Source organism: Megasphaera sp. UBA4382 (assembly GCF_002391155.1).
GTDB lineage: Bacteria > Bacillota > Negativicutes > Veillonellales > Megasphaeraceae > Megasphaera > Megasphaera hexanoica.
Map to the genome: position 1 here is coordinate 1 of NZ_DGRS01000023.1, position 21,206 is coordinate 21,206.

Annotated in this window: 14 protein-coding genes; 13 read left to right on the top strand and 1 reads right to left on the bottom strand. The window is 44.6% G+C overall.

Annotated features, from left to right (window positions below; all coding sequences use genetic code 11):
* The first annotated feature begins 353 nt into the window (after nucleotides 1-353).
* From nifJ to B4H10_RS02500, 13 genes are all read left to right on the top strand, one after another.
* Nucleotides 354-3,875, top strand: a complete 3,522-nt coding sequence (nifJ, locus tag B4H10_RS02440; RefSeq protein ID WP_292018115.1) for a pyruvate:ferredoxin (flavodoxin) oxidoreductase — start codon at nucleotides 354-356, stop codon at nucleotides 3,873-3,875.
* A gap of 183 nt (nucleotides 3,876-4,058) precedes the next feature.
* Nucleotides 4,059-5,474, top strand: coding sequence for an FAD-binding oxidoreductase (locus tag B4H10_RS02445; protein WP_059076357.1), 1,416 nt, complete (start codon nucleotides 4,059-4,061; stop codon nucleotides 5,472-5,474).
* A gap of 258 nt (nucleotides 5,475-5,732) precedes the next feature.
* A complete protein-coding gene (ilvD, locus tag B4H10_RS02450; RefSeq protein WP_292018116.1) occupies nucleotides 5,733-7,400 on the top strand; it encodes a dihydroxy-acid dehydratase in 1,668 nt (555 codons plus the stop codon).
* A 34-nt stretch (nucleotides 7,401-7,434) separates the two neighbouring features.
* On the top strand, nucleotides 7,435-7,881 hold the full coding sequence (locus B4H10_RS02455) for a MaoC family dehydratase (RefSeq protein WP_236699654.1): 447 nt from the start codon (nucleotides 7,435-7,437) through the stop codon (nucleotides 7,879-7,881).
* Between the two features lie 57 nt (nucleotides 7,882-7,938).
* Nucleotides 7,939-9,081, top strand: coding sequence for an acyl-CoA dehydrogenase (locus tag B4H10_RS02460; protein ID WP_059076359.1), 1,143 nt, complete (start codon nucleotides 7,939-7,941; stop codon nucleotides 9,079-9,081).
* A 308-nt stretch (nucleotides 9,082-9,389) separates the two neighbouring features.
* Nucleotides 9,390-10,949 carry a histidine kinase gene (locus B4H10_RS02465; protein WP_059076360.1) on the top strand — a complete coding sequence of 520 codons (1,560 nt, stop codon included), beginning with the start codon at nucleotides 9,390-9,392 and terminating at the stop codon, nucleotides 10,947-10,949.
* 22 nt (nucleotides 10,950-10,971) lie between these two features.
* Nucleotides 10,972-12,543 carry a response regulator transcription factor gene (locus B4H10_RS02470; RefSeq protein ID WP_059076361.1) on the top strand — a complete coding sequence of 524 codons (1,572 nt, stop codon included), beginning with the start codon at nucleotides 10,972-10,974 and terminating at the stop codon, nucleotides 12,541-12,543.
* Nucleotides 12,544-12,653: 110 nt separating this feature from the next.
* The gene (locus B4H10_RS02475; protein ID WP_072235726.1) at nucleotides 12,654-13,373 is read left to right on the top strand and encodes a DUF554 family protein; all 720 of its coding nucleotides are present in this window, start codon (nucleotides 12,654-12,656) and stop codon (nucleotides 13,371-13,373) included.
* 241 nt (nucleotides 13,374-13,614) lie between these two features.
* Nucleotides 13,615-15,024 carry an FAD-binding oxidoreductase gene (locus B4H10_RS02480; RefSeq protein WP_059076363.1) on the top strand — a complete coding sequence of 470 codons (1,410 nt, stop codon included), beginning with the start codon at nucleotides 13,615-13,617 and terminating at the stop codon, nucleotides 15,022-15,024.
* A 200-nt stretch (nucleotides 15,025-15,224) separates the two neighbouring features.
* Nucleotides 15,225-15,995 (top strand): IclR family transcriptional regulator, encoded by a 771-nt coding sequence (locus tag B4H10_RS02485; RefSeq protein WP_059076364.1) that lies wholly within the window; start codon nucleotides 15,225-15,227, stop codon nucleotides 15,993-15,995.
* Between the two features lie 39 nt (nucleotides 15,996-16,034).
* A complete protein-coding gene (locus tag B4H10_RS02490) occupies nucleotides 16,035-16,793 on the top strand; it encodes an SDR family NAD(P)-dependent oxidoreductase (RefSeq protein ID WP_059076365.1) in 759 nt (252 codons plus the stop codon).
* Between the two features lie 16 nt (nucleotides 16,794-16,809).
* A complete protein-coding gene (locus tag B4H10_RS02495; protein WP_292018117.1) occupies nucleotides 16,810-17,571 on the top strand; it encodes an SDR family NAD(P)-dependent oxidoreductase in 762 nt (253 codons plus the stop codon).
* 305 nt (nucleotides 17,572-17,876) lie between these two features.
* On the top strand, nucleotides 17,877-19,142 hold the full coding sequence (locus B4H10_RS02500) for an MFS transporter (RefSeq protein ID WP_059076367.1): 1,266 nt from the start codon (nucleotides 17,877-17,879) through the stop codon (nucleotides 19,140-19,142).
* 57 nt (nucleotides 19,143-19,199) lie between these two features.
* Here the strand turns inward: B4H10_RS02500 and ilvD (B4H10_RS02505) are convergent, their stop codons facing one another.
* Nucleotides 19,200-20,882 carry a dihydroxy-acid dehydratase gene (gene ilvD / locus B4H10_RS02505; protein WP_201784366.1) on the bottom strand — a complete coding sequence of 561 codons (1,683 nt, stop codon included), beginning with the start codon at nucleotides 20,880-20,882 and terminating at the stop codon, nucleotides 19,200-19,202.
* Between the last annotated feature and the right edge of the window lie 324 nt (nucleotides 20,883-21,206).

Below are 21,206 nucleotides of genomic sequence, written 5' to 3' on the forward strand. Positions count from 1 at the left end.
GTGTATCCGTACTGATTGGCGGTATCATGTGCTTCTACATGAACAACCGTTATCAGGGCAAAGTAAACTTTGATAAAGCTCATGAAGATGCTAGCAAATTAGACTAATTATTGATGGACATATGTCTATACGCAATCCCTGCTTTTTGTAATCAGAAAAGCAGGGATTGCTGTTATATTTTATAACTGATAAAAAGGTAATAATACTAACATGTATGTCAAAAAATTGCAAACGAAACGAATATGGTTTGTAGTATGCTTATACAAGATAAATTAAATCCCATCCAATGATGATGAGATTTGCAGATTACAGAAGGGATTCTGCATTATTTTTTTAGGAGAGGTGTCAATAGAATGGAAAAAGTGTTTAAGACTATGGATGGCAATACGGCGGCTGCGTATGTGGCATATGCATTCACAGAAGTAGCATCTGTATTCCCTATCACACCATCGTCCCCGATGGCGGAACACATTGACGAATGGGCTGCGCAGGGCCGAAAAAATTTATTCGGTCATACTGTTAAAATGCAGGAAATGCAGTCTGAAGGCGGTGCCGTAGCTGCTATGCATGGTGCATTACAGTGCGGGGCACTGGCTAATACGTTTACGTCTTCCCAGGGCCTGATGCTGATGATTCCGAGCATGTTTAAAATTGCTGGTGAATTGCTCCCCGGGGTTTTCCATGTCGCATCTCGTACAGTTGCTTCGCATGCACTGACTATTTTTGCGGAACACAATGATGTCATGACCACACGCAGCACGGGCATTGCCATGCTGGCTGAATCGAGCGTACAGGAAGTCATGGATTTGTCTGCCGTAGCTCATGCTGCTGCCATTTCCAGCCGGGTTCCTTTTATGAACTTCTTTGACGGCTTCCGTACGTCTCATGAAATCCAGAAAATTGAAGTCATTGATTACAAAGATTTGGAAAAATTCCTTGATAAAGATGCACTGCTTGCCTTCCGTCAGCGCGCTTTAAATCCGGATAATCCGGTTTGGCGTGGCGCCTGTGAAACCGGTGACATTTATATGCAGCATCTTGAATCGCGTAATAAATTCTACGATGTCATTCCCGATATGGTAGAAGAATATATGAAAAAGGTACAGGAAATCACTGGCCGCGAATATCATCTCTTTAATTATACCGGCGCGCCCGATGCTGAAGATGTCATTGTTATCATGGGCAGTGGGGCAGAAGTTACAGAAGAAGCTGTACGCCGTCTCGTTTCCCAGGGTCGTAAAGTTGGCTGTGTCAATATTCATTTATTCCGTCCGTGGTCGGAAAAACATTTCCTGGCTGCTTTGCCGGAAACGGTCAAACGTATTGCCGTCCTCGATCGTTCGAAAGAACCGGGTGCTAACGGTGATCCTGTATACCTTAGCGTAGCTGCCAGCTTTGCAACGGCTGCCAATGCACCGCAGGTATATGCCGGACGTTTTGGCCTGGGCGGAAAAGAATATTTGCCGGCTGATGTCGTAGCTGTATTTGATAATCTTGCAAAAGAAACTCCGAAAAATCACTTTGTCGTCGGCATCGTGGATGATGTTACGAACCTTTCGCTCGAACGCACGAGTGATCTGAATCTGGGACAGGAAGGATTACATGCCTGCAAATTCTGGGGATTCGGTTCTGACGGCACGGTCGGAGCTAATAAATCGGCTATTAAGATTATTGGCGATAATACCGATCTGTACGCTCAGGGATATTTTGCTTATGACTCGAAAAAATCTGGTGGTGTCACTGTATCCCATCTCCGCTTTGGTAAAGAACCGATCCGTATGCCGTATCTGGTTCACCAGGCTGATTTTATCGCATGCCATCGTCAATCGTATGTTCATAATTTCGATTTGCTTCAGGGCATTAAAGATGGTGGTACCTTCCTTCTGAATTGCACCTGGTCTAAAGACGAATTGGAAGAAAAGTTACCGGCCTCTTTAAAACGCAGCATTGCCCGGAATCATGTGAAATTCTATATTCTCGACGCGGTTGGGATTGCCCGTAAGATTGGTCTGGGCGGCCGTATCAATATGGTTATGCAGTCGGCATTCTTTAAATTGGCGAACGTCATTCCTCTGGATCTGGCTATCAGCAAGTTAAAAGATTCTGTCGTTACTTCGTATGGCAAAAAAGGTCAGCATGTTGTTGACATGAACTGGGCGGCTATCGATGCTGGTGTTAAAGCTATTGTTCCTGTGGATTATCCCGCTTCCTGGGCAGATGCTGTAGATGCTCCGGCAGAACCAATAAAACATAGCAAATTCTTTGAACAATTTGCTGCTCCGATGGAAGCCCTCCAGGGCGACACGTTCCCCGTTTCCATTTATGATGGCTGGGAAGATGGCACATATCCTCTGGACACAGCGAAAGAAGAAAAACGCGGTGCGTCCGTCTTTGTTCCTAAATGGGATGTGACAAAGTGCGTTCAGTGTAATAAATGTTCCTTCGTATGCCCGCATGCAGCTATCCGTCCATTCCTGATAACGGCGGAAGAAGCTGAAAAAGCTCCAGAAGGATTGACCTATAAAGAAACGTTAGGTGCGAAAGAATATAACTTCACCATTGCTGTTTCAGTAAAAGACTGCCTGGGCTGTACATCCTGCGTGAAAGTCTGCCCGGCTGGTGCACTGGAAATGGCCAATTTCGATGATGAAGAATATAAAGCCAAGCTTTGGGATTATCTGGTTGATCTTCCGCAGAAACAGAACTTCATGGATAAGAAGACTGTCAAAGGTTCACAGTTTGAAATGCCCTATCTCGAATTTACCGGGGCTTGTGCTGGTTGTGCTGAAACACCGTACGCTAAAGTCATTACACAGCTTTATGGTGACCGCATGATTATTGCCAATGCCCACGGCTGTTCCAACGTTTGGGGCGGCAGCGCGCCGACACAGGGCTATAAGATGAACCAGCAGGGCCATGGTCCTGCATGGGGAAATTCCCTCTTTGAAGATAATGCCGAATATGGCTTCGGTTTCTTCCTCGGTGACCGCAGCAACAGGGAACTCCTGAAAGGATACGTTGATGATGCCAAAGAAGTGGCTTCTCCGGAACTTCGCGCTATCCTGCAGGATTGGGAAGACAATATGGAAGTAGCCGAAGGTACGCGGAAACGTTCTGATGCCGTCATCGCAGCACTGGAAAAAGAAAAAGATGGCAAGTTTGAACTGGAACGCGTTTACAGCATGAAACAGTATCTGATTAAGCGCAGCACCTGGATCTTTGGCGGTGACGGCTGGGCTTACGATATTGGCTACGGTGGCCTGGATCATGTCCTGGCACTGGATGAAAATGTCAATGTGTTTATTTTCGATACGGAAGTATATTCTAATACAGGTGGTCAGCCGTCCAAAGCTACGCCGACGGCAGCCGTAGGCAAATTTGCAACCATGGGGAAACGCACGAAGAAGAAAGACCTCGGCATGATGTGCATGAGCTATGGTTACATCTATGTAGCCCAGGTTGCCATGGGTGCTGATCCGAATCAGTTTATGAAGGCTATCACAGAAGCAGAAGCATATAACGGTCCTTCTATCATCATCGGATATGCACCGTGCATTAACCACGGTTTGAAAGCCGGTCAGGGCAGCAGCCAGCTGGAACAGAAACGTGCCGTCGATGCCGGATATTGGCAGCTGTACCGCTATAATCCGGATCTTCTGGATCAGGGCAAGAATCCATTCAGCCTGGATTCCAAAGAACCGAAAGCCAATTTCCGTGATTTCCTTATGGGTGAAGTGCGGTTTGCTTCTCTGCAGAAGGTGGATCCCGATCAGGCCGAAGCGTTGTACAAGAAGACTGAAAAAGACGCTAAAGACCGTTACGAAAGCTACGTACGCACAAAAGAAGCTTTCGATTGGCAGTTAAATAATAAATAAATATAGTTCTGTCACATCTGCAGAGAGTATACTCTGATTAGATGACGATTGCATTGCAGATTGTAGTTCCTGCCGGTATTTTCGTTTCTCCCTTTCTCCGGCAGGGACGAATTCTGCTTTTTTTAGACAAAATGTATGATTAAAACACATGATAAAAATCTAAAATACAGATAGGAGCTAATTATGACTCAATACAATCCCGTAACCGATGAAATAATGAAAGCTTTGAAACACATTGTAGGAGACCGTTTTGCATCGAATAATCCCGATAAATTAGTAGCGTATAAAACGGACCAGGAAGAAAATGTAATCTTTCAGCACATGCCGGAAGCCGTAGTATATCCGGAAACGACAGAACAAGTTGCGGAAATCATGAAGCTGGCGAATGAAAAATGCATCCCTGTTACGCCGCGCAGCGGTGGTACCGGTCTTGCCGGTGGAGCAATTCCTGTCCGTGGTGGTATCGTTCTGGTTTTTGACCGCATGAATAAAATTCTTGAACTGGACCCGGAAAATCTCTATGTCCGCGTGCAGGCCGGGACTCCCACGTTGGAAATCCAGAATGCGGCTAAAGCACATGGACTTTTATATGCCGGAGATCCCTGTAGTACCGATGCCGGTTGTGAAATCGGTGGCAATATTTCTACAAATGCCGGTGGAAATAAAGCTGTCCGCTTTGGTACGACGCGGAATCAGGTATATTCGCTCCGTTGCGTTACAGCCCAGGGAGAAATCATGGATGTAGGCGCCCGGTTAAAAAAACAGAGTACAGGCTATGCATTGGAACAACTGATTATTGGCTCTGAAGGAACGCTGGCTATCGTTACAGAAGCGACGCTAAAATTACAGGCCTTACCACAAAATACCATTGACATGCTGGCTATTTTTAATGATGTAGATAAGGCTTTGAAATTGCCAAATAAAATATTGAAAGCCGGCATTAATCCTATTTCGTTGGAACTTATGGATACGAATTGTATCCGTTTGTGCAAAAAGAATCTGGAAATCGATCTCCCTCACGCCGATGAAAAGGGGGTAACGTATGTCATTATTACTATCGATGGGCTTACGGCAGATGAAGCGGACGAAAAAATGGAAAAAATAGCAGACATCTGCGATACTGTCGGTGTGGTAGACATGCTTATGGCGGATCAGGACCGTATCTGGAGAGCAAGAAGAGATATTGCAGAAGCTACCCGTATTGAAAGTCTTGTCTTCTATGCGGAAGATATTGTCGTTCCTGTTGATAAAATCAGTGATCTGATGAAAAAATTGACGGAATTGGAGGCGGCATACGGAATTCGCACGATGACAGCAGCTCATATCGGTGATGGAAATATCCATGTCCATGCCATGCAGTGCGACACTCCCGATGAAGTATGGAACAGCAAACTGGATGATTTCCATGCAGATCTCTATGGGTATGTATACCAGTTAGGAGGACGTCTTTCGGGCGAACACGGCATCGGTTCTAAAAAAATCAGGGAAATGGAAATGTTTACCCCGGAAGTTCCGCTTCAGTATATGCGGGCAATAAAGAAAGTATTCGACCCCAAAAACATATTGAACCCAGGGAAAATATTTACAGTCGAAGAATAAGGTATCCAGTATATCCTTTGTTTTACGATTAACGTAGCCGCCGGTGCTATCCTAATTTCTAACAGAGCAATAAAATTAAAGTAGAAGTCAAGATATTATGGAGAAAAAAACAGATAACATGGTATCCTTTTAACAAAGGTATTCAGAAATCAGATGTGAGACATGCAATTTTCTATATGCAAGAGGTATTGGTTCCGTGAGTACTAGGAAATGATTAAGTATGTGAAATTTATCATTTAAAGGAGACTTGTAAAAAAAATGAGAAGCGAAATTACGACAAAAGGCATTGAACGGGCTACCCATCGTGCTCTGTATTATTCCATGGGCTTCCTTCCGGAAGACTTGGAAAAACCGATCGTAGCAGTTGTAAATACCCAGAACGAATCCATGCCGGGACATGTTCATCTGGATACGATTGCCAAAGCTGTCAAGGAAGGTATTATTGCTGCAGGAGGTACGCCGGTAGAATTTCCGACCATTGCTATTTGTGACGGTATTGCCCAAGGTCATTTTGGTATGCATTACCCACTGGCCAGCCGTGAACTCATTGCTGATTCTGTTGAATGCATGATGAACGCTCATCAGTACGATGCAATGGTCATGATTTCTAACTGTGATAAAATTACTCCGGGGATGCTCCTGGCTGCAGTACGGCTGAACGTACCGGCTATTCTGATCAGCGGTGGTACGATGGCAACCGGATGCATTGATGGCAAAAAAATCAATTATACAGATTTGATGGCCGATCAGGGCGATGTCGTCCGCGGTATCATCACCCGGGAAGAATTGTCCCGCCGTGAACAGGTAGCCCTTCCGGGATGCGGCGCATGTAATCTGCTTGGTACAGGCAATACGATGAATTATATGACCGAAGCCCTGGGCATGTGCCTGCCTGGTTCGGATAATCTGGCCGCAACTGGCCAGCGTCTGGCACTGGCTAAACGGACGGGCATGAAAATCATGGAACTTCTTAAAAAGAATATCCTGCCTCGTCAGATTGTTACGAAAGAAGCTATTGAAAATGCCATTACTCTCGATATGGCAATCGGCGGCTCTACCAATACGGTACTTCATCTGACTGCACTGGCCCATGCGGCAGGCATTGATTTTGATATTAATACATTCAATGAACTGGCAGAAAAGGTTCCTCATCTTGTCAAAATCAGACCAGCAACTAATGGATGCTATCCGGCTGATTTCCATTATGCCGGTGGTGTAAAAGCTGTGATGAAAGAATTGGATGATCTCGGCCTGATCCATGGTGACTGCATGACCGTAACGACGGAAACGATGAAAGAAAATATTGCCGATGGAAAAGTCATTGATGACACGGTAATCCGCAATATTGATCATGCGTACTCCAAGACCGGTGGTCTGGAAGTTCTCTATGGAAGCCTGGCTCCTGCAGGCGCCGTATGTAAAAAAGCTGCCGTTGCTCCTGAAATGATGCATCATCAGGGTCCTGCCCGCGTGTTCAATCAGGAAGAAGAAGCCGTTAAAGCTATTTATGGCGGCCAGATTAATCCGGGGGACGTCGTCGTCGTCCGCTATGAAGGTCCGAAAGGCGGTCCGGGTATGCGTGAAATGCTGACTGCTACAGCAGCTATCGTTGGGATGGGCCTTTCTAAAGAAGTAGGCCTTGTTACGGATGGCCGTTTCTCCGGTGCTACTTCCGGGGCTTGTGTAGGACATGTATCTCCTGAAGCGGCAGAAGGCGGTCCTATTGCCCTCGTAGAAGAAGGCGATATGATTGAAATCGATTTGAATACACGCCGCGTAGAATTGCACGTGCCGGAAGAAGAACTTCAGCGCCGCAAGGCTGCCTGGAAACGTCCGGAACAGGATTATCTGCAGAAGGGCAGTTATCTCGACCGGTATTCCAAACTGGTAACATCCGCTATGGAAGGTGCCGTATTTAAGGACTAACCATTTTATCAGAGTAAAATAAGGAGTGAATCTCATGGTAATGCATAGAGAATTTGTAGCAGAAAGAGCCTATGAAGACATTGAATTGGGCGAAACTGCTAGTATTACAAAAATGATCAGTGAAGCCGATGTTGTAAACTTTGCAGGTATCATCGGTGATTTTAACCCGCTCCATGTGAATCCTGTTTATGCCAAGGACAGCATGTTTGGCGAACGGATTTGCCATGGCATGCTGACTGCATCCTTTATTTCGACGCTTGTCGGCTGTGGTATTCCCGGCCGGAATGGACTGTATTTATCACAGGAAGTGAAATTCGTAAAACCTGTAAAAATTGGCGATACGATTACAGCTACGGCTGAAGTTGTTGAAAAAATTGATGCAAAACGCAGGATTGTCATGCATACGGTTATCAAGAACCAGCGTGATGAAGTCGTCGTAGACGGCAAAGCGGTAGTCATGGTTATGAAGAAAAAACAGTAATACTGTTTTTTCTTTTCCATAACATACATTTAGATTTACATTTATGGAGGTTTGAATATGTCATTTTTGAATGAAGAACAGGCAGATTTGATTAAAGTCGTAGCAGATTTTGCTAAAAAGGAAATAGCTCCTAATGCAGCACATTATGATGAAACAGAAGAATTTCCTTGGGATGATATTCACAAAATGGCTGAATTAGGCCTTATGGGAATGCCTGTACCGGAAAGTCTTGGTGGCGCTGAAACGGACACGGTAACGTACGTTGCAGCTATCGAAGAAATTGCAAAAGCAGATGCTGCTATGGGTGGCATCATGGCAATTCATACTTCAACAGGCATTATGCCGATTCTCATGAACGGCACAGAAGAACAGAAGAAAAAATATATTCCCGATCTTGCTACGGGTAAAAAAGTCGGTGCCTTTGCTCTTACAGAACCAAATGCCGGTTCTGATGCGGCTGGCGTACAGACAACCGCTGTTCTTGATGGCGATGAATATGTATTGAATGGCAGCAAATGCTTTATCAGTAACGGTGGTGAAGCAGAAGTTTACACGGTCCTCGCAAGTACAGATAAAAGCAAAGGTACAAAAGGGATTTCCGCTTTCATCGTAGAAAAAGGAACACCGGGCTTTACCTTTGGCAAAAAGGAACACAAACTGGGTATCCGTGCTTCGGCTACACGCGAACTGGTATTCCAGGATTGCCGGATTCCGAAAGAAAATCTTCTCGGTGTTGAAGGCAAAGGCTTCTCCGGTGCAATGGCTGTCCTTGATGGCGCACGCATTGGTATTGCTTCCCAGGCTGTTGGTATTGCGCAGGCCGCTTATGAAGCCGCTCTGGAATATTCCAAGGTTCGTATTCAGTTTGGCAAACCTATCGCTAAACAGCAGGCTATCAGCTTTATGCTTGCCGATATGGCTATCCAGATTGAAGCGTCCCGCCAGCTGGTACGTCATGCAGCTGAATTAAAAGATGCTGGCAAACCATTCGCAAAAGAAGCCGCTATGGCTAAGACAATGGCATCCGATACGGCTGTAAAAGTGGCTTTGGATGCTGTACAGGTCCTTGGCGGTTACGGCTATACACGGGAATATCCGGTAGAACGGTATCTGCGTGATGCTAAGATTACACAGATTTACGAAGGCACGAACCAGATTCAGCGCCTTGTTATTTCCCGTGCAATTCTTGGCAGATTCTAAATAAAATAAGGCAAATATGATAATAAAAGGCCCAGAATGATGAGCAGTACTTCTGCTTGTCCCTCTGGGTCTTTTGTTTTTAGATGACAATCCTATACATTTCTCTCATAGAAAGAGTTGAGATGTATCGGCCTCCTATCGTTAATCGGGTTTTATGTCTTGAAATTTGTCATTAAACTGATACAATTGATATTACATATAATATGATTTTGATAATGGAGAATGGCTGGTTGGATTGAAAATTTGACTGCCGGAACCCACGGGATTTTTATACGTTGTAAAGGAAAAGTTTTGTCAGGAGAGTAACTATGACAAGGAAAACCATAAATTATATTAAAGATTTTTATGGCGTCGATGTTATACGCGATGTTGTCCGGGACTGGGGGGAACAACATTGGCTCCAGCTTGAACCGGACAGGACAAAAAATCAGCCCATTGTTTCTGTGGCAACCATTTATCCGCGTAAGGGACAGCCGTTTCATGGCCATTTTGGTTATCATGAAATTATTATTGGTATAAGTGGCCGCTGTGTTCATTGGTGTAATGATCGTGAGATTGTACTGACAAAGGGAAAAATCGGCCATATCAGCAGTGATTGCAATCATCGTTTTGTCAATACAACTGATGAACCCGCTTCCTTTATCAGTATTATCTATTCAGATATAACAAAACCACTGGAGGAAAGTGAATATTTAGAACATATTGACATTGACATCATGGCAAAAAAGCTGAATCTGAATCAGCTTATCTCTAACTTTGCCGATTTAGTGCATATGAAATGTTTCCTATTGTATCCTACGGGACAGGTATATGGCAGCCAGAAGGACCTTCCTGATTTATGTAAGTATTGCATAAATCATCAAGAGGGAAATTGTCTATTGCATAAGGATATGCAGCAACCGCAATTAGGTACATTCCAGTGTCATTTTGGCGTGGCGGTCAACCAGATTCCCGTTCTTGTAAAAGGCGTTCCTTTAGGATATCTTATTTGTGGTTTTGGCAGACTATCGGATATTCTCGACCATGAATTATTACATACCATGGAAGGTACAATGCAGGTTGCGTATAATGCCCTGCCTCTATTATCTCCCAATCACCTTATCTCTATAGCTAGAGATTTATCATTACTGACTAATAATTTAATTGATCTGTTTCTGAATTCACAAAGAGAAGATGAATTAAAAACTTACAAAAATAATTTAAACCGTGAACGGGAAGCACAAAGCCGGTTGGAAGAGTTATTGAATAAGACGCAATTGAAATTCCTGGAATCCCAGATAAATGTACATTTTTTATTTAACACATTAAATACGATTGCACAGCAGGCTTATCTGGAAGGTGCGGACACAGTAGCGTCGCTGACTTATGCATTATCTAATCTGCTGCGTCTTAGCCTGGGTAAAGAAGAAGCACAAGTAACCATTCAGGAAGAACTCAATTATATACGGGATTATTTGTATATTCAAAACACACGGTTCCCCAATAAATTTAAGGCAGAAATTCATGTGAATCCAAAAATCATGGGAGTCAGGATTCCGTTGATGAGTCTTATGGTAATGGTAGAAAATGCTATCTTACACGGCTTTCAAAATATTGATTATCCGGGGAAACTCATTATATCAGGGGATATAGAAGGAGATTATATCCTTTTGCAAGTAGAAGATAACGGATGTGGTATTTCACCTGAAATCTCTGAAATGGTCCGGAAGCTGCCCGAGACCGATGATATTAAGATACACCTCAGTGGTATAGGTTTGAAAAATATCTATTTAAGACTGAAGTTGTTTTTTAAAGGGAATTTTACATTATTGTTGGAACCGTTGCCGCATAAGGGAACGCTGGCGACATTAAAAATTCCCAAATCATAGTGATAAACGAGGGGGTGATGGGATGTATAATCTCGTGATAGCCGATGATGAACAGTTGGTATTTCAGTATATAAAAGCAGTTATAGAAAAAAATCACCTGCCGTTACATGTTTGTGGCACCGCAAGTAATGGGAAAGAGGCTTTACGGTTAGTACAAATATATCATCCAGAATTTGTTATGTTGGATATTAATATGCCTGAAATTAATGGGCTGGATGTGGCTGAAAAAATACGGGAATCGAACCCGGATACCTTTATTTATATTTTGACGGCATACAAGGAATTTGAATATGCACACCGGGCGATGCATGCACGGGTCACGGACTATTTAGTCAAACCAATTAAGCCACATGATTTGATCAGGACATTGAAGGCCGGTATTGGTCAGGCTTTAAAAATGAGAATAGATAAAACTCATTTGGAACGAGTAGAAAAGAAATTGGAAGAACAATATCCTGTTGTTATAAAGGAACAGCTGGTAGAGTTATTACGAATCAGAAGTAATGACGAAAAAGTGTTACCATTGCTGCGCGCCCTGTCACATCGCAATACGTTTACGCCTATAGCTGTATGTGCTGTAGGAGGATGGCATAATAAAGAAGATGGAACGGGTATTCCCGTGCGGATTCATCACGGTGCGTTCCGGCAACTGGGCGAGTATGCCGTTATCATTGCAAAAGGTGATTTGCTGGTCTTTATCTTCGATTGCTGGAATAGTCAGATCCGGGGCATGCTGCAGGCTTCTATTAAAAAATATGAAAGTGATTATGATGTGTTTTTATCTGCCGTAGTTTATATGCATCATGAAGACACACTTAGTCAGACCTATAAAAAAGCCGTAGAAACGTGTTATATAGGCCTGTTTTGGCAGCTTCGGCGTTTTTCTATTCTGGGGACGTGTACACTCAAAGAGAAACGCGAAAATTCAAAAGCAGACCTGTCACAGACGTATGAACAATTTCAGCAATTTTTACTTAACAATGAACTGCCGGCAGGAAAAAAATTTATATATGATATTTTCAAGGAAATGCAGCAATTAGAATATCCACGTAATTTGTTCATAGTCAATATCATTAAATTTGGATGTGATTTGCTGGATAAATACGGTCGGAATGTACTTACTGATGAAGAAGCAGGACGGGCTAAAAAGAAATATATATATGATATTAACAATGCCCTTAGTGCACAGGAAGCACTGAACTATGTCAATAATCTGGTTGATATACTTACATATGACATGGTTTCTGTTCAAAATAATGCAGATAAGCTCGTCGAATCTGTCATGGACTATATTGAAGCCAATTATGATAAGGAACTGACCTTAGATCAGGTGACAAAAGAATATTTCGTGAGTAAAGGGTATTTTTGCCGTGTTTTCAAAAAATATACAGGGAAACGATTTGTTCCGTATCTGACAGAAGTGAGGATGAAAAAGGCCAGAGAACTTTTGAGCAGTGGCAAGTTTACCATCACAGAAGTGGCTTGTAAAATAGGTTTTAAGGATGCCAGTTATTTTAGCACCGTATTTAGGAAATTTTATGATTGTTCTCCTAGCGATGTCCTTCCACAGAACAAGCTAAAAGAAAAATCATAGAGCCTTTGCAGTAAAAAGAAAAAATTCAATATAGAAGTGAATATATTCCTGGTTTATTTTTGAAAATCAGTGTATAATTCCAGATTATCAAAATAAATGGGGGAGAAAACGTGGTTGGAATTGGAACGTTATTAAATATGGCGGGCATAATTGTTGGTGGTGGTCTGGGCTTAACCATTGGAAATCGGATTTCTGATGCTTATAGACAAATGGTTATGACTGCCTGTGGCATCTGCCTTGTTTTTATTGGTGCAGCGGGTGTTCTGGCAGAAATGCTGGTCTTTAAAGACGGGCGGCTGGTATCGACGGGAGCCGTAACTTTGCTTGTCTGTATGTCCGCCGGTAGTTTTTTGGGAGAATTGATTGACATTGAAGGCCGGGTCCTGAAATTAGGATCATGGCTCAGGGCACATAGTGGAAATAGTGATGATGCACGATTTATCAATGCCTTTGTATCGGCATCCTTGATGGTCAGTATCGGATCGTTGGCCGTTATGGGACCGTTATCCGAAAGTATTTATGGAGACAGTTCCCTGCTGATTACTAAAACGGTGATTGATTTTTTAACTATCATGGTGATTACAATTCCCAATGGAAAAGGCTGCTTGTTTGCAGCTATCCCGATGGGAATCATACAAGGACTGATTACGCTGTTGGGAATGTGGTTTAAAGCGTCTGCATCGGCTGCTGTTCTATCTAATATAGTTTTAACCGGGTCTGTTATGATCTTTTGTGTTGGATTAAATTTGGCATTTGATAAAAAAATACGCGTTTCCAATATGTTTCCGGCAATTGGCATTGGTATTTTATATGCATGTATTCCCTGGTGAAAGAAAAGTTCTTGCGCATTGAGTGCAAGAGCTTTTTTTATGAATAGTGTGACTAGTTTTCATGGCACATTAGTAGTTAATGCTTTATTTTCATACTATATTGACAAATAAATCATAATAAACTAACATGTTAGTATCCAATGATATATATCACAAGGGGTATAATATACTGTGACATGTATCGTTTTGTAGGAAAGGATGATTTGCTAATCGTTCTATTTTAAACGGGGAGGGCTGACTTATGCCTAAATACAACAAAGTAACACCTGAACTGATTCAGAAACTGCTTGATTTACTTGGAAAACACAACATGACGACAGATCCGGAAAAACTGGATGTTTATAAGACGGACGAAGAAACCAATCCGGCCTATTTCCACACGCCGGAAGTGGTAGTTTTCCCGGAAACGACGGAACAGGTAGCGGCTATTATGAAGCTGGCCAACGAATACATGGTTCCTGTAACACCACGTGGCGGTGGCAGCAGCCTTGCCTGCCAGGCAATTCCTGTTTATAATGGAATTGTTCTCTGCCTGGAAAAAATGAATAAAATCATTGAAGTCAATAAAGAAGCACTGTATATGATCGTAGAAGCAGGCGCCGTTACGACGGCCGTACAGTCTGCCGCTAAAGAAGCTGGCTTGTATTACGCCGGAGATCCCAGCTCAAAAGCGTCCAGTGAAATCGGTGGCAACGTGGCTACTAATGCCGGCGGCAGCCGCGTCGTAAAATACGGGACGACCCGCGATCAGGTGTACTGGGCTGAAATCGTAACGCCGACAGGTGAAATTACCCAGGTAGGCAAGCGACTGCAGAAAAATACGACCGGGTATGCTCTGGAAAAACTCATCTGCGGCAGTGAAGGCACGTTGGGAATCATTACTAAATTATGCCTGAAACTCCGTCCTATCGCTCCGTATCACTTTGATATGGTTGCCATCTTTACGGATGAAACAAAAGCCCTGGCTGTACCGAACCAGCTCCTTATGGCTGGTGTTCAGCCGACAGCTATTGAATTCCTGGACAATAAAGGGATTCAGAGTGAAGAACGATTCATGAATATGACCCTTCCTCATTCTAAAGATAATGGGAACTATATCATTATTACTATTGATTCCTATGATCAGGACGACCTGGACAACCGTGTGGCTACGGCTGATGAAATATGCGAAAAGAACGGTTCCGTTGAAACATTGGTTGCGGACGACCGTATCTGGGGCGCACGATATAATATCGGGGAAGCGGCCCGCAATGACAGCCAGATCTGGCTTGCCGAAGATATCGTCGTTCCTGTCGATAAAATTGCCGATCTCATGGCCCAGATTCCGGCTATTGAAAAGAAATATGGCATTGCTACGACTACATCTGCCCATATCGGTGATGGCAATATCCATGTCAATGCCCTGAAAATGGACATGCCTATGGAACAGTGGAATGAAGTCATTCCTAAATATCACAACGAATTGTATACACTGGTTTACAGCCTGGGCGGATGCCTCTCTGGTGAACATGGCATCGGTCTGCGGAAAATCAATGAAATGAAGAAATTTACCGATCCGGTTTCTCTCGATATGATGAAGGCCATCAAGAAGGCACTGGACCCGAATCTGATTTTGAATCCAGGAAAAATTTTCACATACGACGAAGACTAAACCGTCCTTCACTTCAGAGCTGCTGCACTGTTTGGTGCAGCAGCTTTTTTAATTCCTATATTGCATGGTAGTCAGGTTCTGCATGCGTAATTTGCAGGTTAAGGTGATTTCATTGACTTTACGCTGTGGCTATGATATTCTATACCTGAAGTTAGAATATACGAACTAATGTTGTGTATTCGAACAAAAGGAGGGGAGATATGGAAGAGGAAAAGTTACATAATCCGACTGTCCGCGTTCTGGATATTCTGGAAACGGCGTATAGTCATGAAAATGGGATATCCTTTACAGAGTTATCCCGGCAGACGGGAATTTCTAAAGGTACCTTGCACCCCATTGTCATGACTCTCGTAGCAAAAGGATATCTGCAATGCCAGCATTCGCTTTTTACACTAGGCAAAAGCTGTTTCCGTTTGGGATATGCATACACCCGCACACTGAGCTGCCTCGATATTGTCAAAGCACATATGGAAGAAATCGTTACGGCTTGTAATGAAATTTGTCAGCTCGGTGTTTTGGAAGGGATGAATGTCCTGTACATTGCTAAAATGGAACCTCAGCAGGCTATCCGGGTCAGTTCATCTGTAGGGGCGACGCTGGCTGCCTATGCCACGAGTCTGGGAAAAAGCCTTCTCAGTTGCTATACAGACGAAGAAGTACGCCGTATCTGCCCGCCTGTACTGCAACAGTATACGGAACAGACCGTGCGCACGGTCGATGAACTTCTGAGTCAGCTGCATACGATCCGTAAACAGGGATATGCGCTGGAAAATGGGGAAGTAAATAAGGATATTGAATGTATTTCCATTCCCATCCAGGTGGCAGACCAGACGATGGCCATCAGTGTCAGCCTGCCGATTTACCGTTCTACGCCAGAAAAACAGCAGGAAATACTCCGCATCCTGAAGCGCCATAAAAGTGAAATTGCCGAGCAGACAGCAGGATTACAACAGGATTTAAGCTTCATTTAATGATAGATATTTCTATGGAAAAGGAAGGTATGGATCAGTATGAATGATTTCAAAGACAAAGTTGTAGTAGTAACCGGTGGCGGCCGCGGTATCGGCGCCATGACAGCCCGTCGTTTTTGTGAAGAAGGAGCTCACTGCGTCATTTCCAGCAATGTCCTGTCTGAATGTGAAGAATGTGCTGCCGAATTAAAAAAAGACGGCTTTTCAGCCAGCGTTATGGCATGTGATGTAAGCAAGCCGGCCGATGTAGATGCCCTCATAGCAGATACGGAAAAGAAATTTGGCCGTATTGATATTTTTGCCAATATTGCCGGTATTTGTACCAGTGGTATGAATTTCCTCGGTGTTACGCCGGAAAGCTGGGACCGGGTCATGAAAATCAATGCCTTCGGAACGTTATATACTAACCAGAAGGCCATCGAATCCATGATGCGCACGGGAACAAAGGGAAATATTGTCAATGTTACATCCATTGCGGCCAAGACTGGCTCTGGTGCTGTCGGTGTCGATTACTCGGCCAGCAAGGCAGCTATCGTCAATGTGACGATTTCGGCGGCTACCTTTGCGGCCCGTTATGGCATCCGCGTCAATGCCGTTGCACCTGGACCTATCCAGACGAAAATGACTGCCGTATGGGATCCCAAAATGTGTGCAAAACTCGTTAAGACTATTCCTCTGGGCCGCAAATTTGGTGAACCCGATGATATCAGCGAAGCGATTATTTTCCTTGCCAGTGATAAGGCGAAATATATTTCTGGAGAAATCCTGGATGTAAACGGCGCTGCCTGGTGCGATTAAGAGAGGAGACAGACACATGTTTGAAAAATTGCAACTTACAGGGAAAAACGCTATTGTTACAGGCGGTACGAAGGGGATTGGCAAAGGTATTGTGGAAGGTCTGGCCCAGAGTGGTGCCAATGTCGTCGTAGTCAGCCGTCATCAGGATGAATGCGATGCCGTAGCAAAAGAAATGGAACAATACGGCGTCAAGGGACTGGGCGTCAAATGCGATGTTACCATTGCCAGCGATGTCGCCAATCTGATGCAGAAGACGATGGATGCGTTTGGACATATTGACATTCTCGTGAATAATGCCGGCAGTGCAATTACGAAAAAGGCAGAAGATTTGACAGAAGCTGACTGGGACCGTGTGATTGATATGGATATGAAAGCCGTATTCTTCATGGCACAGACTGCCGGAAAATATATGATTGCCCAGAAGAGCGGAAAAATCATTAATATCGCTTCCATGCTTGGCCTTGTTGCAGAAAAACAGGTTCTGCCATATTGCGTCGCCAAAGGCGGCGTCCTGCAGATGACAAAGGCTCTGGCGCTGGAATGGGCCAAATACAATATTCAGGTCAACGCTATCTGCCCGGGGTATGTCATTACAGATATCAACAAAGACGCATTGAGTGAAGAAAAAATCTATAAACACATTACAGGAAAGATTCCCATGCGCCGCTTCGGTGAAGTAGGGGATATTGCAGGTGCTGCTGTTTTCCTGGCATCGCCGGCCTCTGATTATATGACGGGACAGCCCATCGTTCTCGATGGTGGCTGGACCATGCAGTAATTCCTTATGATAAGTATGCAGGAATTATATTGTTAATGTTAACAATATAATTCCTGCATTTTTTATGTAAAAATAGAATGGTAACAATAAAAAATTGGGATACAAGAATGCTGAAAATACCCGGTCTGCTACTTGCTAAACAAAATAATGGTGCTATAATAGGTACACCACTTCTATGAATAATGGCTATAGAAAATATATATTTTCTATTCTTGAAATGAATATAAAGGACGTATTTATAATTTTATTTTCTATGATATGGCCATTATACCTTGTGGTTATTTTATTAGAAGGATGTGTTAAGTATGGCATCAACAGAAGCTATCCCGGCTAAACGCTGGGGGCGTATTATTCCACCGGCGATCCTCGTCTATATTTTCGGATTTATGGATCGCACTAATATCGGTTTTGCTATGGCCGGCGGCATGAGCGATGCGTTGCAGATGACGGCAACCTTATCCGGCCTGGCAGCAGGTATTTTCTTTATCGGCTATATGGTTCTCCAGGTACCGGGCGGACATATTGCTGAAACGGGCAATGCCAAAAAGTTCATAGCTGTTTCCATTCTTGCCTGGAGTATTATTTGTACCAGCCTCGGGTTTGTGCAGACAGCTACCCAGCTTTTGGTCCTGCGTTTTCTCGTCGGCGTTGCTGAAGGCGGTGTATGGCCGGCTATCCTGGTCATCATCAGTCACTGGTTCCCTTCGTCTGAACGTGGCCGGGCCAATTCCTACTTCATCATGAATGTAGCTATTGCTTCTATCATCACCGGTCCTATCTCCGGCTGGCTGGTTACGACCTTTGGCTGGCGTTCCGTTTTCATCGCTGAAGGTGCCGTTTCTTTCCTGCTCATTTTCGTGTGGTGGCCTCTTATCAGCAACCGTCCGTCGGAAGCCAAATGGATTTCCAAAGAAGAACGGGAATACCTGGAAACGACGCTGGCTGCTGAACAGAAAGAACTCAGCTCGGAAGATGATGCGCCTACGTCTCTTTCCACTATTCTCAGCAGTGTCAATATGTGGAAACTGATCCTCATCTATTTCTTTTATCAGGTAGGTATCTATGGTTTTGCTATGTGGCTGCCGACTATCCTCAAAAGCCTTACTAATAGCGGCATGACCAGCATTGGTTTCCTCTCCACCATTCCGTATTTTGCCTGCATGGCCGGTTTGTATATCTTTGGGCATTTGTCTGACCGCAGCGGTAACCGTAAAAAATATGTTGCCCTGCCCCTCTTGGGATTTGCTCTTTGCTTCCTGGCATCGGCTTTCCTGAAAGATTACACCTGGGTTTCCTTTGCCTTCCTCTGCGGCTGCGGCCTGTTCCTGCAGTGCGCATCGGGGATTTTCTGGACTATCCCGACCATGCTTTTCCCAGCTAAAGTTGCTGGCGACAGCCTGGGCATCATCAACGCTCTCGGCAACCTCGGCGGTTTCGTCGGTCCGTTCATCGTTGGCTGGCTGACCACGCAGTTCATGTCCATTTATGCGGGCATTTATTTCCTGGCAGCTATGCTTGCCTGCGGCTTCTTCCTGACATTGAGCCTGCCGAAGAAGACAGAAGGTAAATAATTTCTTTCCTAAACAGCAAAAAAGAGCATCCCGCAGCGGGGATGCTCTTTTTTGCTATTATTCGTTTAAATCGAGGATAGCGCCAGTGGCGGCTGATTTTGCAATGCGGGAATAGAGGCCGAGCCATCCATGTGTAAATTTCGGTTTGGGGCGGACCCAATTCTTTTTGCGTTGTGCCAGTTCTTCATCTGATACATGAAGCGTCAGGGTATTGTTAGGGATATCAATGGTGATTTTATCGCCGTCTTTGACGAGGGCAATGGGGCCGCCATCTGCGGCTTCAGGAGAAACGTGACCGACAAAACAGCCGTTGTTGGTACCGGAGAAACGTCCATCCGTAACGAGGGCTGTCGATTTTGCCAGTCCCCGGCCGTACAGATACTTCATGGCCTTGAACATTTCCCGCATACCAGGACCGCCTTTTGGCCCTTCATAACGGATGACGACGACGTCGCCGGCTACGATATCGCCGCCCAAGATGGCTTTTTCAGCCTCTTCTTCCGAATTATAACATTTGGCCGTTCCCGTAAACGTCAGGATCGACGGGTCAATAGCGGCCGGCTTGGTGACGCCCGTTTCCGGAGCCAGATTTCCCCGGAGGATAGCCAGGCCCTTGCGGGATTCGAATGGTTCAGCCATGGTTTTGATGACCTGGGGGTTAAATTCGTATTTGTAGGTATAGTTCTGCAGATTTTCGGAAACGGTCGTGCCCGTAACGGTCATGCAGTCTTTGTGAAGCAGCGGCAGGATTTCTGTCATGACTTTGGGGATACCGCCGGCCTTATAGAAATCTTCCATATCATAGGATGATGCCGGGTTGACTTTGGCAATGAGTGGTGTTGTGGCGCTGAGTCTATCAAAGACGGCCAGCATCGTTTCATGATCAATGCCTAATTCATGAGCCATAGCGGTCAGATGGAGTACGCCATTCGTAGAGCCTCCCGTTGCCATAAGGACGCGTATGCCGTTTTCAATGGCGTCCATCGTCAGGATGTCATGACTGGTGATGCCCTGTTGGGTAAGGCGTACGATTGCTTCACCGGTTTGTTCGGCACAGCGCGTACGATCAGCATAGACGGCCGGAATCAGAGCGGCACCGGGAAGTGAGATCCCCATGGCTTCGGCGACACAGTTCATCGTATTGGCTGAGCCATAGAACGAACAGGACCCGCAGGTCGGACCACAGACGTCTTCCAGACTGTTAAATGTAGGTTCGTCTATTTTTCCGGCACGCAGCATTCCCAGCCCTTCCGACATAGAAGTCAGATCGGATTTGCGGTTGTCGAATACCTTGCCTCCCAGCATGGGACCGCCACCCATAAATATGACTGGAATATCGAGGCGGGCTGCCGCAAGGAGCATACCCGGCACGATTTTGTCACAGGAGCCGAGCAGCACGACGGCATCCAGATGATGGATTTCTACCATCGTTTCGATGTCATTGGCAATCAGGTCGCGGGAAGGCAGAATATAATGCATGCCAGCGTGGCCCTGGGCCGTGCCGTCACAGCCGGCGATGACGCCAAATTCACAGGCTGTACCGCCTGCCCGGTATATTCCCTTTTTGACGGCTTCGGCCATCTGGCGCAGGTTGTAGTGTCCCGGCACGAGTTCATTCCAGGAGTTGGCAATGCCAATCAGCGGGCGCTTCAGATCGTCATCGGAATAGCCGATGGATTTAAATACACTGCGATTAAAAGACCATTCCGGCCTTCCTAAAATTTCTTTACTTCTGTACATTTTCTTCATCCTTTCCCACCATCAGGTGTCAGCAGAAAGCTGTGCTTTCTAAATGAAATAGTACATGTCCCTTTCTTCACTATAACTTTTTTTCATTTTATTTGCAACTATTTTGTATGAATAATTGTAAAACCGGTGTCTCAGTTTTGAGACAGAATCAGATGAGTCCGTTCAAATGAACAAATGTGAAAACAATAACGTAAAACCGATGAATGACGCCAGAAAAATCATATTAGTTATGATTTTTCTATAGACTAGGATACTAGAATATGCTAATATGTACGTATATTAGATGCGTTATAACAGATGTGTCATTCTTTGATA